Source organism: Streptomyces sp. PA03-3a, assembly GCF_033792735.1.
Classification (GTDB): domain Bacteria; phylum Actinomycetota; class Actinomycetes; order Streptomycetales; family Streptomycetaceae; genus Actinacidiphila.
In genome coordinates, this window is sequence record NZ_JARAVM010000032.1 from 55,015 (window position 1) to 70,202 (window position 15,188).

Consider the following 15,188-nt stretch of genomic DNA (forward strand, 5'->3'; position numbering starts at 1 on the left):
TGGCTACTCAGGGGTTGCGAAGGCAAGGGGACGGCACGATTTACTGACCGCCATGACGGCGACCGACACCCTCTCCAGACCCATGGCGCACCCCGGCCGGCTGCGCATGGTGAGCCACCTGCGCCGCCTCGCGGCCGCCGGTCTGGTGGAGCCGCCGTGCGGCGCACGGACCCCGCAGTACCCGGAGGACGAGGACGCCGAGGTCTGGGACGACTTCCGGCACCGGCTGGCGGCCCTGCTGGTCGGCCTGCACGAGGAGGCCAAGGCGCCGCGCCCGGCCCACCGGGCCGTGCACGTCGGCGCGACGGTCATGGCCTTCCCCCTGCACCGCCGGTTCCGCTGACCCGCTGATCCCGGCCGCACACGGCCGGGCCCCGGACGCCGCCGCGGCCCGGGGCCTGGGCCCCCCCCCTGAACCACGTGGACGTCAGCCGAGTTGCGCCCCGACCGCGGCCAGCGCCGTGGTCACCGGCTGGAAGAAGGTCTCCCCACCGACCTGGCAGTCCCCACTGCCGCCGGAGGTGAGGCCGATCGCGCTGCCGTCACGGGTGAACAGCGCGCCACCGCTGTCGCCCGGTTCGGCGCAGACGTCGGTCTGGATCAGCCCGGTGACGGTGCCCTCCGGGTAGTTGACCGTCGCATCGAGCCCGAGGACCGTGCCCCCGTTGAGCCCCGTGGTGCTGCCCATCCGGAACACCTCCTGACCCACCGCGGCCTCCGCGGCCCCGCCCACGGCCAGGGCCCGGCCGTTGCCGAGGTTCACCTGGCTGGGCGCCTGGGTGTTCGGGTCGTCGTACGTCACGAGCGCGAAGTCGCCGTCACCCGGGAAGGTCGCCTGCCGCACGGTCGCGACGGGTGCCCCGCCCTGGCTGTCCGACCAGTTCGCGAAGGCGACCCCGCAGTGGCCCGCGGTGAGGAAGGCCGGGGCGCCGTCCTTGACGACGTTGAACCCCAGCGAACAGCGTGCCCCGTCGGCGAAGATGGCGTCACCGCCGGCCACGAGGGGCTTGAACTCGCCCGCGGACCTCTGGATCCGGGCCATGCCGCCGCCCAGGGACCGCACGGTGGACTCCAGGGTGTCCCACCTGCCACCGGTGACGGTGCTGTCCGCGGTGACCAGGATCCGGTTCGTCCGGGGGTCGACGGCCCAGGCGGTGCCGGGGATCGTGGCGCGCTGCCTCAAGGTCTGCGCGGCGGAGCTCAGTTCGGCGGCGCTGTTCTCGACCGTCCGGGTCGCGGCGCCGGCCTTCGCTGCCCGCTCGGCCACGTCGCCGCCGTCCCCGGCGACCACGTTCACCACGAGCCGCCGGCTCCTCGCCTCGTAGTACGTCCCCGCGACGGACGGGCCGAACTCCGCGCCGAGCCGTGAGGCGAGTTCCGCGGCGGCCGCGGCGGTGAGCCGCTTCGGCGCGGGAACTTCGGGGCCCTGCTCGGCGGACTGCGAGGCATTGGCGTTGGGCAGCAGTACGGCCGCTGCCGCGACGGCGGCGGCACCGGCCGTGACGAACACGATCTTCCGCTTGGCTATCTGTTTGTGCTTCAACTCGTGACCTCCTGTGGGGGGATACAGGCCGGATCGTCGGGCGCAAGGGGCAAGCGTCGTTCCGTCTGACATACGCAGCCCCACCCCGTTGCGTTCACCGCGGCCGATCGGCTCGCGCCCCGGGTCACGGTTGTGGTGGAATCCGCCCGATGAGCACTTTCGACCCCTCCCCCGTGGCGCTGGACTACCGCGCCGCCTACGACCGGCAGTTGCGCGCCCGTGTCCCCGCCGACCTCTCGCGGTACGCGTCGGTGGAACGCGACGGCCCGCTGCTGCGCAAGACCTACCGGCACGGGGAGGCGGGGTTCCTCGACTACCGCGACCTCGGCGGACTGGACGGCCCCGGGCTGGACGCCTTGATCACCAGGCAGCGGGACCACTTCGCCGCGCTGGGCATGCCGGTGGAGTGGAAGTACCACACCCACGACCTGCCCGCGGGGCTGCCGGACCGGCTGGTCGCGGCCGGCTTCGTGCCGGAGGAGCCGGAGACGGTACTGGTCGGCGAGGCGGCGGCGCTGACGGCCGCCCCGGTGCTGCCGGAGGGTCTGACGCTGCGGGAGGTCACGTCACGGGCGGACTTCGAGCGCGTCCGGCGGATGGAGGAGACGGTCTGGGGCGTACCCCACGACTGGCTGCCGGGGATGCTGGAGAGCGAGGTGTCGGGGTCCGGCGACCCCTGCGTGGTGGTCGTCGCCGAGACCGCCGACGGCACGGTGGTCTGCGCCGGCTGGGCCCGCTTCCACGAGGGCACCGACTTCGTGTCGCTGTGGGGCGGCTCCACCTTGCCTCAGTGGCGGGGCCGCGGCGCCTACCGGGCGACGGTGGCGCACCGGGCCCGGCTGGCGGTCGCGGCGGGTCACCGCTTCGTGCAGGTCGACGCGTCCCCGGACAGCGCCCCGATCCTGGCCCGGCTGGGGCTGCTGCCGGTGGCGGTGACCGTGCCGTACTTGTGGCGGCCGGACGTGCCGCGGGCGGAGGGCGGGCTCAGCTGACGTCGGGGGGCCGCTGTGGCCGGACGGCCTCCAGCAGCGGGTCCGCCGCGAGGGTCTCGCGCAGGTCGGCGGGGAGCTCCTCGGCGGGCTCCGCCAACGGAACGCCGGACTCGGGCAGGTCGGCGGCGGCCCTCGGCGCGGGCCCCCGGGGAGACGCCGCCGCCGCGCGGGGTGCGGGCTGCTGTTCGACCGCCGGGTACGGGCCCTGCTGGGCGCGCTCGAGGAAGCGCAGCAGCTCCACCGGGAAGGGCAGCACGAGCGTGGAGTTCTTCTCCGCGGCGACGGCGACGACCGTCTGCAGCAGGCGGAGCTGGAGCGCGGCGGGAGTGTCGCTCATGACCGCCGCGGCGTCGGCGAGCTTCTTGGAGGCCTGGAACTCGGCGTCCGCGTTGATGATCCGCGCCCGGCGCTCCCGCTCGGACTCGGCCTGGCGGGCCATCGAGCGCTTCATCGTCTCCGGCAGCGAGACGTCCTTGATCTCCACGCGGTCGATCTGCACGCCCCACCCGATGGCCGGGCTGTCGATCATCAGCTCCAGCCCCTGGTTGAGCTTCTCGCGGTTGGAGAGCAGGTCGTCCAGGTCGCTCTTGCCGATGATCGACCGCAGCGAGGTCTGCGCCATCTGCGAGACGGCGAACCGGTAGTCCTCGACGTTGATGATCGCGTCGGTGGCGTTGACGACCTTGAAGTACACCACCGCGTCCACCTTGACCGTGACGTTGTCGCGGGTGATGCCCTCCTGGGCGGGCACCGGCATCGTCACGATCTGCAGGTTCACCTTCCGCATCCGGTCGACGACCGGCACGATCATGGTGAATCCGGGGGTCCGCACCCCGCCCCTGACCTTGCCGAGCCGGAACACCACGCCCCGCTCGAACTGCTGCACCACACGGGCCCCGGCCACGAAGTACAACGCTCCTGCCGAGAGCACGGCGGCTATCAACTCGACGACCATCACGGCCCCCTGGGGTCCGGAATCGCAGTACTTCCACGGTACCTCGCGGGTAACCCGCCGGATACGGGCCGGGATGCCCCGTTACGGTCCGGGCCGCGGCCTACCGCGGCGCGCCCGCCGCCCGGGCGAGCCGGTCCGCGACGACACGCAGCCGTTCGGCCAGCTCAGGGGGCTCCCGCACCTCGAAGTCGACGCCGAGCATGCCGATGTAGACGGCGAGCGCGTCGAGGGACTCGGAACCGGTGCGCAGCACGCAGCTGTCCGGCCCGGTGGACTCCACGGTCGCGTACCCCGCGTACTCGGCCACGGCCTCGGCGGGGGCGTGCACGACGACGACGGCCTGGTGGCGGTAGGCCCGCGAGGTGACCCCCCGCGCGACGTACGACGCGGCGTCCGACGGGGGCCGCCGGGGCGCGAAGCGGGGGCCGGTGGGAGTTCTGAGGTCCATCCGGTCGACACGGAAGGTGCGCCAGTCCTGCCGGTCGGTGTCCCAGGCCAGCAGATACCAGCGTCGGCCGTGGTGGACCAGGCTGTGCGGCTCCACCGTGCGGCGGCTCGCGGTGCCGCCGTGCGCCCGGTAGTCGAAGCGCAGCCGTTCGTGGTCGCGGCAGGCGGCGCCGATCGCGGTCAGCACGTCCTGGGCGACGGCGCCCGGCAGGGACGCGGGGCGGGCGACCGCGACGGCCTCCATGGCCTGCGCCCGGCGGCGCAGCCGGGAGGGCAGCACCTGCTCCAGCTTGGCCAGTGCGCGCAGCGAGGTCTCCTCGATGCCCTCGACGCTGCCGCCGGCGCCGGTGCGCAGGCACAGCGCGACCGCGATCGCCTCGTCGTCGTCGAGCAGCAGCGGGGGCAGCGCGGCGCCCGCGCCCAGCCGGTAGCCGCCGGCGGTGCCGGGGGTGGCGTGCACGGGGTAGCCGAGGGCGCGCAGGCGCTCCACGTCGCGGCGCACCGTCCGGGCGGTGACGTCGAGGCGCTCGGCGAGCTCGGGCCCCGTCCAGTCGCGCCGGGACTGGAGCAGGGACAGCAGGCGCAGCAGGCGGGCGGAGGTTTCCAGCACCCCAGCAGTCTGGCAGGCGTCGCGGACGGTTCCTGACCGCGTTCAGGCCTACCGTGACGCCCATGGAGACGATCCCCGAGGGCGCCGTCCTGGACCGCCGGACGCTCAACCGCTCCCTCCTGGCCCGGCAGTCGCTGCTGGGCCGGGTGCCCACCGGCGCCGCGGAGATGGTCGAGCGACTGGTGGGACTGCAGGCGCAGGAGCCCCAGGACCCGTACGTGGCGCTGTGGTCACGGATCGAGGACTTCGCGCCGCAGGAGCTGTCCGGGATGCTCGCGGACCGGCGGGCGGTGCGGATGTCGCTGCTGCGGTGGACGGTGCACCTGGTGACGGCACGGGACTGCATGGCGCTGCGCCCGGTGGTGCAGGACGTGCTCGAACGGCGCCTGCTCGGGCAGTTCCGGCGGCAGTTGGCGGGGCTGGAGCTGGCGGAGGTGGCCGGAGCGGGCCGGGCGCTCCTCGAGGACGGCCCGCTGTCCCCGAGCCGGCTCGGGGACGCCCTGCGGGAGCGCTGGCCGGAGCGCGAGCGGCTGCCTCTCGCGCTGGCCGTCACGGCACGGGTGCCGACCGTGCAGCCGCCGCCGCGCGGCCTGTGGCGCACCTCCGGCGCGGCCCTGCAGACCCCGGCCGACCGGTGGCTCGGCCGGGACTTCGACCCGGCGGACGGCTCCGCGCCGGACGCGGCGGTCCTGCGCTACCTCGCCGCCTTCGGCCCCGCGTCGGCCGGGGACGTCGCCGTCTGGTCGGGGCTGACCGGGCTCCGCGCGGTCATGGACCGGCTCCGCCCGGGGCTTCGGGTCTACCGCGACGAGAAGGGCACCGCCCTGTACGACGTCCCCGGCGCGCCCTTCCCCGGCCGCGGGACGCCGGCGCCGCCGCGGTTCCTGCCGCAGTACGACAACATCGCCCTCTCGCACGCCGACCGGGCGCGGATCGTGCCGCGCGACCTCCGGGCCGGGCAGCCGCTGCCCGGCAGCGGCAGCAACCGCGGCTTCTTCCTCCACGACGGCTTCGTCCACGGGCTGTGGCGGATCCGGTCCGCCCGCGACGCGGCCGTGCTCCACGTCCAGCCGCACGCGCCGCTGGACGCCGGGGCGCGCAAGGCGCTCGCGGCGGAGGGCGAGCGGCTGCTGGGGTTCGCCGCGCCGGAGGCCGCCGCCCGGGAGGTGCGCTTCACGGGGTGACCGGGGCGCACGTCCCGGGGGCGGTGGCCCGGGCCGGGCTCAGTACACGGCGACCCCGTACGCCTTGAGGACCGCGGGCAGCGGCTGGAAGAAGGTGGTGCCCCCCTCGGCGCAGTCGCCGCTGCCGCCGGACAGCAGCCCCAGGGCCTTGGTCCCGTCGTACAACGGGCCCCCGGAGTCGCCGGGTTCCGCGCACAGGTCGGTGCGGATCAGGCCGCGGACGATGTCGCCGTCACCGTAGTTGACGGTGTAGCCGAGCCCGGTGACCGTGCCGCTGCGGACGCCCGTGGTGGAACCGTCCCGCTTCACCGCCTCCCCCACGCGGGCCCGCGCGGCCTTCGTGATGTCCTGCCGGCCGGCTTTGCCGGGCCGCGCGACGGAGCCGCTGTAGCGCACCAGGGCGTAGTCGTTGTACGGGTAGCTGAAGGCGGTGGTGGTGCCCAGCGTCCTGGTCCGGGCGGCATCGCCGTACCAGGTCGTGGCGGCGCGACCGCAGTGACCGGCGGTCAGGAAGTAGTAGCTCCCGGCGGCGCGGACGTTGAAGCCGACCGAGCAGCGGAAGCCGCCGCCGTGGACGGCGTCGCCGCCGGCGGCCATCCGTTCGAAGGAGCCGCCGACTCGCTCGAAGCGGACCGCTCCGCCGTACCGTCCGGCGGCCCGCCGCAACGCGGTGAGCCCGGTGCGCGAGACGGTGTCGTCGGTGGCGATCACCAGCGCGCCGCTCTCCGGGTCGACCGCCCAGGCGCTTCCCGCGACGTCCGCCGACTCGGCCGCCAGGCCGGCCGCGGCCAGGTGTGCGGCCGAGGCCCCGCGGGCGGTCGCGGCCCGTGCGTCCGGCACGGCGACCGCGGTCGCGGCCAGCAGGCCGAGGAGCACCGCTCCGGGCAGCGCGGCGCCTTTGGCGAGGCCGCTGCGCGGAGTGGTGCGCTTGTTCCTCATATGTTCCCCCTACGAGGTTATGCGGTGCCTCGCGGAGTATTGCGACGATCAGCCCGGCGGACAAGAGGGCCATACGGGACGTGCCCGGCGGCCGTGGGGCCGCCGGGCACGTCCGTGACGGAAGGGAGGGCGTGGACCTCCCGGAAGGTCAGAAGACGCTGACGCCGTAGACGCTGAGCGCCTCCGTCACCGGCTGGAAGAAGGTCGTCCCGCCGGTGCTGCAGTTGCCGCTGCCGCCGGAGGTCAGACCCAGCGCGATGCCCCCGGAGGTGTACAGCGCGCCACCGGAGTCGCCGCCCTCGGCGCACACGTTGGTGCGGATCATCTGGTAGACCACGTCGCCGCCGCCGTAGTTGACGGTGGCGTTGAGGCCGGTGACCGAACCGCTGTGGATGCCGGTCGTGGAGCCGTCGCGCAGGACGGCCTGGCCCACGAAGGCGTTGCCCGCGCTGGTGATGTCGGTGTTGCCGGCCGTGCCGCTCTTGGTCACGGAGGTGTTGCTGTACCGGACCAGCGCGTAGTCGTTGGTCGGGAAGCTGTAGCCGGCGTTCGAGCCCAGCACGGTGGACTGGCTGGAGTTGGAGTACCAGGTCGAGGCGACCTCGGCGCAGTGCCCGGCGGTCAGGAAGTAGTTGGTGCTGCTGCTGCGCACGTTGAAGCCGAGCGAGCAGCGGTAGCCGCCGCCGTAGATGGCGTCGCCGCCGGCGATCAGCCGCTTGAAGGTGCCGGCCGTGCGCCGGAAGGTGACCGCGTCGCCGTAGGAGGCGGTGGCCTCCTGCAGCTTGCCGAGTTCGGCGCCGGTGACGGTGCTGTCGGCGGTGATCTCCAGCCGGTTGGACTTCGGGTCGACGACCCACGACGTGCCCGCGATGTCCGCGGCGAGGGTGGCCTTCCCGGCCTTCTCCAGCTGGGCGGTGCTGTGCGCCACGAACTTCGGGACCGCGCCGGCCGCGCTGACGGCCTGGGCCGCCTTGTCGTTCGTGACGTTGACGACCATGGCCTTGGCCTTGGCGTCGTAGTACGAACCGGCGGTGGAGGCGGTGCCGAGGGACGTGGTGAGCGCGGCAGCGACCTCCGGGGAGGCCTTGGACGCGGGGGCGGCCTGGGCGGCGGGCAGGGTGAGCGCGGTTACCGCCAGCAGACCGGACGCCACGGCGATCAGCCGTGCACGTCTCGGGACGGGGGTGTGGGTGGTGCGCTTGATCCTCACGCGTTTTCCTCCTGTGGGGGAACGGAAGGTGACCCGCGTAGCGCGGGCCGGTGAGGCGCAGCGAGAGCGCCGCCGTACTGTGGGGGTGGCGTGCTCCTGACAAATGCTGCGCACACGGGAGTATTCAGAGCCACGCACAAGCGCACAAGGGCGGGTTTCGGCCTCGTGACGCCCCTGAAACGCCCCGACACCGCCTCCGCGCGCACCGCTGTGACGGTGTATCGGCTGGTGAGCCCGCCGCCCACCCCACCCGTCGGCCGCCCCCGCGTCCCACCCCCGGTTTGGCGCGAACGGACGGCCCGCGCGGAGCCGTACGGCCGCGCGCCACCGCGATGCGCGGCCACGCGACCCGTGTCCGGGGGCGACATCCCGACCGCCCGGAGCGGCGTCGAACGGCCTCACCGCACCCGCGCACCCAACCCCGCACGTGACGAGGCGCCGCGCCGCCACACCGACCCACTGCACAGGGGCCTTCCCCGACCCCAGCCACACCGAGCACGCACCGTTGGCTGCGCCGCACGACGCCGCCGTCCCTTCACGCCGCCTCAGCCCGCCTACGACTCATGGTCACGCGCCCTCGCGGCCCGCGCCCCGAGCGCCGGGGCCGCGCGATCCCCGGCCGCGCAGGGCCCGTTGAACGGCCCCACCGGGCACAACCGCCCGAGGACCACCGCGCGCACCCACGAGGGCCGGGCCGCGGGACATCGCGCCCGCGCCTCGCCCTCGCCCTCGCGGCGAACGGGCCGCACGGCCCCTCAGCAGTCGCAGCCGCAGCAGTCGCAGTCGCAGCAGCAGCCGTCACCGCAGCCGCAGTCGCAGTCGCACCCGGAGCAGTCGCAGCTGGAGCACCAGCCCTCACGCCGCTTGCCGCTCCAGGGGTCGTCGTAGTGGTCCCGGCAGCAGATCTGGCAGGTGCAGCAGAGCCCCGCGAACACCGCGCACCCGGCGAGCAGGCCGCGGCGGGGACCCTGCTGGTGCGCGGGGCCGGGGGTCAGCCAGGGCGACTGCACCGGCCCACCGGGGCCGCCCGGGCCCGGGTGATGGGCGCACGAGGCGCCGAACGCGCGGTCCACGGACCGCCGCAGCTCGTGGGCGAGCAGGACGTGGGCGAGCGCGCCGTCGGTGAACTCGACGTCCCGCAGCGCCAGCCTGACCCCGTGCACGGCGTCGTCGCACAGCCGCCGCGCCTCGTCCAGGCTCGTCCCGGTGGCGGTCAGCGGGTTCCACGCGCCGGCCGCGGCGTCGGCGTCCAGGTCCTCCACGGCGTCCAGCAGGTGGGCGAGGCGGCCGAAGAGCCGGCCCGCCTCCTCCAGCGGGGCGCGGTTGCCCGGCCGCCCGGCCAGCACCGCCGTGTGGCCGAACGCGGCGGCGGTGGCGGTCTCGGTGGGCTCGGTGACGGTCAGCAGGGACGTGCCGGGCCCGGCGGCCGCCTCGACGGCGGCCTGCCGGCCGACGGCGTCCACCAGCACCGCGGTGTCGAAGCCGAGGACCGAACCCGTCACGGCGCCCGCGCGGTCCCAGCGGCGGGCCACCGTGCGCGCCGCCGCGGCGACCGGACGGCGCGCCAGCAGCCCGTCGCCGTCCGCCATGTGGTCGCGCACCTTCGCGGAGGCCAGCACCAGCGAGACCGCCGCGGCCAGCCGCGCGCCCTCCCCCTGCGCCACCGGCGCCGTCCGCATCGCCCGCAGCGGGCACGGCCCGGCGGTGCGGCGTCCGCCCCGCGTCCGCCCGGCCTGGCCCTCGACCAGCACCGAGACGATGAGTCCGTCGTAATTCGTGGCGACCCTGGCCAGTTGCCCGTGGTCATCCCTCAGGGCGAGGCAGAGACCGCACAGATGGGCCGTCCACGATATGGCCAGCTTCTCCGGCAGGCGGTGCCTGCACGGTCTGACGATTCCGAACATCGCAATCCCCCGTACGTCATTCGCAGCAATGGAGCACGTCATCGGCTGGTCGTTCTGTACGCCGCCCGTTCGGCTGTCCGGCGGTGCGGCATCACTCTACCGAGCGGGACCCTTTCCGATGATCCGTCAGGAGCCGTATTCCATGGGGTGACTGGGGGCCACTAGTGCGATTTATGCACCAGGTCTGTCACGAATCCACCCCACGGTGGGTATCCGCTTGGCGCATCATCCGCATCATGGACGACCATAGGGGTGCGGACGGCAAACTGACCGCGTGCGAGAGGAGGCGTCCATGGGATCGGTACGACGGGCGAGCGCCTGGCTGGGACTCGTCGACGACAACAGCGCCGAGGAGTACTACGACGAGGACTACGCCGATTACGGCGACGGCGCCGAGACGTCCTCCCCCGACTCCTGGGTCACGGACCCCCGCGTGCGCGTGGCCTCCGATTCGGCGGAGGAGCAGGGCCGCCGGATCGCCACGGTCACCCCGGACGGCTTCCGGGACGCCCGCGGCATCGGCGAGCTGTTCCGGGACGGCGTCCCGGTCATCGTCAACCTGACGGCCATGGAGTCCTCCGACGCCAAGCGCGTCGTCGACTTCGCGGCCGGCCTCACCTTCGGCCTGCGCGGCTCCATCGACCGTGTGGCGAACCGCGTCTTCCTGCTGACCCCGCCCGACTACCTGGTCGTCAACGCGGACAGCAGGCGCGGCGGCGACGGCTTCTTCAACCAGAACTGACCGCGGCATCGGCGCCGGGTTCCGGCGCCGATCGCCGTGGCGGCTACCGGAAGGCGTCGAGCCCGGTGAGCGCCTTGCCGAGCACGAGCTGGTGCATCTCGACGGTGCCCTCGTAGGTGAGCACGGACTCCAGGTTGGTCGCGTGCCGCATCACGGGGTACTCCAGGGAGATGCCGTTCGCGCCCAGCACGGTCCGGGCCGTTCGGCAGATCTCGATCGCCTCGCGCACGTTGTTGAGCTTGCCGAAGCTGACCTGTTCCGGACGGAGCGTGCCCGCGTCCATGCGCCGCCCGAGGTGGTGGGCGAGGAGGATTCCCTTGTGCAGTTCGAGCGCCATGTCGGCGAGTTTGGCCTGGGTCAGCTGGAAACCGCCGATGGGCCGGCCGAACTGCTCGCGGGTACGGGAGTACTCCAGGGCGGCCTCGAAACTGCTGCGCGCGGCGCCCATGGCCCCCCAGACGATCCCGTAGCGGGCGTGGTTCAGGCAGCTGAGCGGGCCGCGCAGACCGGTGACCTCGGGGAGGACGGCGTCGGCGGGCAGGCGCACGTCGTCCATCACCAGTTCGCTGGTGACGGAGGCGCGCAGCGACCACTTGTGCTTGATCTCCGGGGCGGAGAACCCCGGGGTGCCCGCGGGCACGGCGAAGCCGCGGATGCCCTCGTCGGTGCGGGCCCACACCACGGCGACGCCGGCCACGGAGCCGTTGGTGATCCACATCTTGCGGCCGTTCAGGATCCAGTCGGATCCGTCCCGTTTGGCGTGGGTGCGCATGCCCGCCGGGTCGGAGCCGTGGTCGGGCTCGGTGAGACCGAAGCAGCCGATCACCTCGCCGGCGGCCATCCGCGGCAGCCAGCGCCGCTTCTGCTCCTCGGAGCCGAACCGGTGGATGGCGTACATCGCCAGCGAGCCCTGGACGGAGACGAGCGAGCGGATGCCGGAGTCGGCGGCCTCCAGCTCCAGGCAGGCCAGGCCGTACTGGACGGCGGAGGCGCCCGCGCAGCCGTAGCCGGTCAGCGACATGCCCAGCGCGCCGATCGAGCCGAGTTCCCTGGCCAGCTCGCGGATCCCGGGCAGCTCGCCGCGCTCGTACCACTCCGCCACGTGCGGCAGCACGCGGTCGGCGGCCCAGCCGCGGACGGTGTCCCGCACCGCGCGGTCCTCGTCGTCCAGCAGGTCGTCGATGCCGAGCGGGTCGTACGGGTCGAACTGCGGCTTTCCAGCGGACATCGTCGTCCTCTCCGGTGATCACTGCGTCTCGCCGACGAAGCTACTTCCGTGGCGGGGGCGGGTAAAGCCCCCGGCGGTGTGCTCAGCGCGACACGTCGGCCCCGGCGAGGGCGTGCTCGCGCGGGGACGGGATGCCGGGGGCGGCGGGCCGCTGGGCCGCCGTGCCGCACTCCATGCGGCGGGGCAGCCGCAGCGCGGCGACCGCGCCGAGCAGCAGCAGGCCCGCGCTGACCACCAGGGTGATGTGCATTCCGTGGACGAAGGCGTGCCGTGCGGCGTGCCGCAGCGAGGCCCCTGCGGAACCGCCGAGGTGGTCGGAGACCTCGTACGCCTCGCCGAGCGACTTGCCGGCCGATGCGCCGGCGTCGGCCGGCACCCCGGGGACCCGGGCGACGCCGGGGGCGTAGGCGGCGTTCATGACGCTGCCCAGCAGCGCGATGCCGAGGCCGGCGCCCAGCTGGTAGGAGGTCTCGCCGATCGCGGCGGCGCCGCCCGCCTGTTCGGCGGGGGCGTCGCTCAGCATGGACTCGTACGCCCCGAAGAGCGTGGTCTCCAGCCCGAAGCCCAGCAGGACGAAGCCCGCGGTCAGGACGCCCGGGCGGTCGTGCTGGCCCATGAGGGTCAGCACGAGCACCGCGCACGCGGTGAGGACGAAACCGGAGCTCACCATGGCCCGCGGTCCGAAGCTGCCGAGCATCCGGGAGCCCAGCAGGCCGGCACCCATGGCGGCGAGGGTCAGCGGCAGCAGCCGCAGCCCCGTCTGCAGGGGGCTCAGGCCGAGCACCAGCTGCAGGTACTGGACGGCGATCAGTTCGAGGCCGACGAGGGCGAGCAGCGCCAGCACGATGCAGCCCACGGAGGTGCCGAAGGCGGGCCTGACGAACATGCCTATGTCGATGAGCGGGTGCTCGCGCCTGCGCTGCCGCCGCACGAACAGCACCAGCAGCACCAGGCCCGCGAGCAGCGGGACCAGCGCGGAGGGCTCGTACGGGGCCGCGCCGCCGCCGATCCGCTTGACGCCGAGGATGGCGCCGAGGATGCCCAGCGCGGCCATCACCGCGCCGAGGACGTCCCAGGGGCCGTCCAGCTCACCACGGGACTCCGGCAGCAGCCAGCGGGCCACCGGAAGGATGACGGCCATCAGCGGGATGTTGATCAGGAAGACCGAGCCCCACCAGAAGTGCTCCACGAGGAAGCCGCCGAGGACCGGCCCGACGGCGGCGCCGACGGCCGCGACGGCGCTCCACACGCCGATGGCGACGGCCCGCTCCCGGCGGTCGGGGAAGACCTGCCGGAGGATCGACAGCGTGGCCGGCATGATCATCGCGCCGCCGACGCCGAGCAGGGCGCGGGCCGCGATGAGGACACGTGGGTCGGGCGCGAAGGCGGCCACCGCCGAGGCGCCCGCGAAGATCGTGTAGCCGAGCAGCAGGATCCGGCGTCTTCCGACGCGGTCGCCGAGGGTGCCGAAGAGGATGAGCAAAGACGCGGCGACGAGCGGATAGGCGTCGACGATCCACAGCAGCGCGATCGCGCCGGGGCGCAGGTCCTCGCTCACCGCGGGGACGGCGACGTGCAGCACGGTCGCGTCGAGGGCGACGAGCAGCAGGCTGACGCAGAGGACGATCAGCACGGTCCAGCGGTTGACCGGCCGGGTGTGCCGCGGGACGGCGGCCGACCCGGAAATGCCGGCCGAGGACGTCCCTGTCATGTACGTACCTCCCAGCGGTGCGCTCGCGGTGTCCCTGGGCAGGACGAGGGGACGGTCCCGGGGGAACCCAGTGAGACGGGGCGAGTGAAGTCGTCAGACTACGCGAGTCCGCGCCGATGGTGGGTGGCGCAGGTCACGTTCCCACGTGGCCGTGGTCACGTGAAGGCCATGCACCGGAGATGTGCCGGACATTTCCGGTACCCGTGGGGCGGTGGTCGGGGCGCCCACGCCGTGACGTGTACCCGTCCGTTCCGGTCGTACGCACGGCGGACGCGGGGGCGCGCGGTTCAACACGTACGCCCGCCGGGCGCGTTCACGCGCCCGGCGATCGGGGATCCGCCCAGGTCACCGGCGTGGGTCGGACCCGCGACAGGCAGGCCGCACGGATCCGGTACGGGCCGGCCCAAGGCCGGGCGAACTCCAGGAGAAGTGACGGCTAATCAACGATAAACGGGGTACAAGGAAATCGAACGTGCGATTTTCCAAGATCCTCCGGAAGCACTTCGAAACATAAAATCGAGGAGTTCCCGCATTCGGCTCAATGCGAACGCCGGCACTACCTCCAATGGGTGGAGTGAGACGCAGTCCACATCACATCGTCATTACGAACCCGTCCTTCCGGCCGAACTCCGCCATCACACGCTGTAACGTCGATTGAGTGCGTACCGATGACAAGCTTCGCCTCATGGAGGAGCCCGCGACAGCCCAGGCTCCCCCGGGCATGAGCCGGACACGCGTGCTGCTGTTCGGCTCGACGCTCGTGGCCTATGTGGCCATCGTCGTAGCCGTCCTGACCACGTCCAAGCTCGTGACCCTGGACTGGCAGGTCATGATGTGGCGGCCGTACAAGCAGTGGCCACAGATCCACGCGTTCCTGGACTACTTCGTGGTCCTGGGCCAACGCGGCCCGACGGCCGTGATCGTGGCCTCCTGGCTGGGCTGGCGCGCCTGGCGCCAGCGCACCCTGCACCCACTGCTCGTGCTGGGCACGTCGCTGCTGCTGCTGAACGTCACCGTGGGTTCGGTGAAGTACGGCCTGGGCAGGCTCGGCCCGCACTACGCGACCAGCGCCGGATCGGCCGAACTCTTCGCCGGCGGCGATATATTTCCCTCCGGTCACACCGCGAACGCCGTGGTGACCTGGGGGGTACTGGCCTATCTGGCCACCACCCCGTGGGTCCGCCGGGTCACCTCCGTGATCGCGGCGCTGCTGGCGCTGGGCGTCGGCATGACCACCATCTACCTCGGCACCCACTGGGTCAGCGACGTCCTGCTCGGCTGGGCGGCCGGCCTGCTGATCCTGCTGGCACTGCCCTGGTTCGAGCCCCTGATGGCCTCCGCCGAGCAGCGGATCACGGCCTCCTGGGCCCGCCGCCGCGGCACCGGCCGGGTTCCGGCCACGGCCCCCGCCGCGAACACGGCGATGGCCTCCGCACAGCTCTCCGACAACCCGGACGGCCTACTCGAGCCCGTCGTTCTCAGCGGCCGTGCGACGACGCCCGCGTCGGGGATACCGCACCACCCGGCGCGCCCCCACACCGCCCGCCACGAGCGCACCCCGGTGACGCCGGCCGGCAGCCGCCGCCCGCCCGCCGACCGGCCGGGCCGCCCGGCGGCCGTCGGCCAGGCCGGCGTCACTCGCGGCCGCGGCACCACCGGCTGACCGCCCGCGGGGCAGGTACGCACACCTCCCGCCCCGTCCGCAGCCCTACGAAGGCCCCGG

At 73.6% G+C, this 15,188-nt stretch carries 13 protein-coding genes; 5 read left to right on the plus strand and 8 right to left on the minus strand.

Going from position 1 to position 15,188, the window contains the following annotated elements:
* Window positions 1-52 precede the first annotated feature (52 nt).
* On the plus strand, window positions 53-343 hold the full coding sequence (locus tag PV342_RS31525; protein WP_400806693.1) for a hypothetical protein: 291 nt from the start codon (window positions 53-55) through the stop codon (window positions 341-343).
* An 84-nt stretch (window positions 344-427) separates the two neighbouring features.
* Here the strand turns inward: PV342_RS31525 and PV342_RS31530 are convergent, their stop codons facing one another.
* On the minus strand, window positions 428-1,543 hold the full coding sequence (locus PV342_RS31530) for a S1 family peptidase (protein ID WP_400806691.1): 1,116 nt from the start codon (window positions 1,541-1,543) through the stop codon (window positions 428-430).
* A gap of 149 nt (window positions 1,544-1,692) precedes the next feature.
* Here PV342_RS31530 and PV342_RS31535 point away from each other — a divergent pair, with 149 nt between their 5' ends.
* Window positions 1,693-2,535, plus strand: coding sequence for a GNAT family N-acetyltransferase (locus PV342_RS31535; RefSeq protein ID WP_400806688.1), 843 nt, complete (start codon window positions 1,693-1,695; stop codon window positions 2,533-2,535).
* On the opposite strand, the gene PV342_RS31540 is transcribed toward PV342_RS31535, so the two are convergent.
* Both PV342_RS31540 and PV342_RS31545 read right to left on the minus strand, forming a co-directional pair.
* A complete protein-coding gene (locus tag PV342_RS31540; protein ID WP_361006850.1) occupies window positions 2,528-3,490 on the minus strand; it encodes a slipin family protein in 963 nt (320 codons plus the stop codon). The genes PV342_RS31535 and PV342_RS31540 overlap by 8 nt on opposite strands.
* A gap of 100 nt (window positions 3,491-3,590) precedes the next feature.
* Window positions 3,591-4,547, minus strand: a complete 957-nt coding sequence (locus PV342_RS31545; protein ID WP_386995348.1) for a helix-turn-helix transcriptional regulator — start codon at window positions 4,545-4,547, stop codon at window positions 3,591-3,593.
* Window positions 4,548-4,609: 62 nt separating this feature from the next.
* Here PV342_RS31545 and PV342_RS31550 point away from each other — a divergent pair, with 62 nt between their 5' ends.
* Window positions 4,610-5,731: a winged helix DNA-binding domain-containing protein gene (locus tag PV342_RS31550; RefSeq protein ID WP_500319628.1), complete on the plus strand. Its 1,122-nt coding sequence runs from the start codon at window positions 4,610-4,612 to the stop codon at window positions 5,729-5,731.
* Window positions 5,732-5,770: 39 nt separating this feature from the next.
* On the opposite strand, the gene PV342_RS31555 is transcribed toward PV342_RS31550, so the two are convergent.
* The 3 genes from PV342_RS31555 to PV342_RS31565 all read right to left on the minus strand — a co-directional run bounded on the left by PV342_RS31555 (window position 5,771) and on the right by PV342_RS31565 (window position 9,784).
* The gene (locus tag PV342_RS31555; protein WP_500319630.1) at window positions 5,771-6,670 is read right to left on the minus strand and encodes a S1 family peptidase; all 900 of its coding nucleotides are present in this window, start codon (window positions 6,668-6,670) and stop codon (window positions 5,771-5,773) included.
* 148 nt (window positions 6,671-6,818) lie between these two features.
* Window positions 6,819-7,880 carry a S1 family peptidase gene (locus PV342_RS31560; protein ID WP_500319632.1) on the minus strand — a complete coding sequence of 354 codons (1,062 nt, stop codon included), beginning with the start codon at window positions 7,878-7,880 and terminating at the stop codon, window positions 6,819-6,821.
* Window positions 7,881-8,635: 755 nt separating this feature from the next.
* Window positions 8,636-9,784 carry a DUF5685 family protein gene (locus PV342_RS31565; protein ID WP_500319634.1) on the minus strand — a complete coding sequence of 383 codons (1,149 nt, stop codon included), beginning with the start codon at window positions 9,782-9,784 and terminating at the stop codon, window positions 8,636-8,638.
* A gap of 292 nt (window positions 9,785-10,076) precedes the next feature.
* Between PV342_RS31565 and PV342_RS31570 the strand changes: the two genes are divergently transcribed.
* On the plus strand, window positions 10,077-10,526 hold the full coding sequence (locus tag PV342_RS31570) for a cell division protein SepF (protein ID WP_018558938.1): 450 nt from the start codon (window positions 10,077-10,079) through the stop codon (window positions 10,524-10,526).
* A 43-nt stretch (window positions 10,527-10,569) separates the two neighbouring features.
* On the opposite strand, the gene PV342_RS31575 is transcribed toward PV342_RS31570, so the two are convergent.
* The gene (locus tag PV342_RS31575; RefSeq protein WP_406263558.1) at window positions 10,570-11,754 is read right to left on the minus strand and encodes an acyl-CoA dehydrogenase family protein; all 1,185 of its coding nucleotides are present in this window, start codon (window positions 11,752-11,754) and stop codon (window positions 10,570-10,572) included.
* An 82-nt stretch (window positions 11,755-11,836) separates the two neighbouring features.
* Complete coding sequence (locus PV342_RS31580; RefSeq protein WP_386995358.1) at window positions 11,837-13,465, minus strand: MFS transporter; 1,629 nt, start codon at window positions 13,463-13,465, stop codon at window positions 11,837-11,839.
* Between the two features lie 658 nt (window positions 13,466-14,123).
* Between PV342_RS31580 and PV342_RS31585 the strand changes: the two genes are divergently transcribed.
* Window positions 14,124-15,128 carry a phosphatase PAP2 family protein gene (locus tag PV342_RS31585; protein ID WP_026250979.1) on the plus strand — a complete coding sequence of 335 codons (1,005 nt, stop codon included), beginning with the start codon at window positions 14,124-14,126 and terminating at the stop codon, window positions 15,126-15,128.
* Window positions 15,129-15,188: the final 60 nt, after the last annotated feature.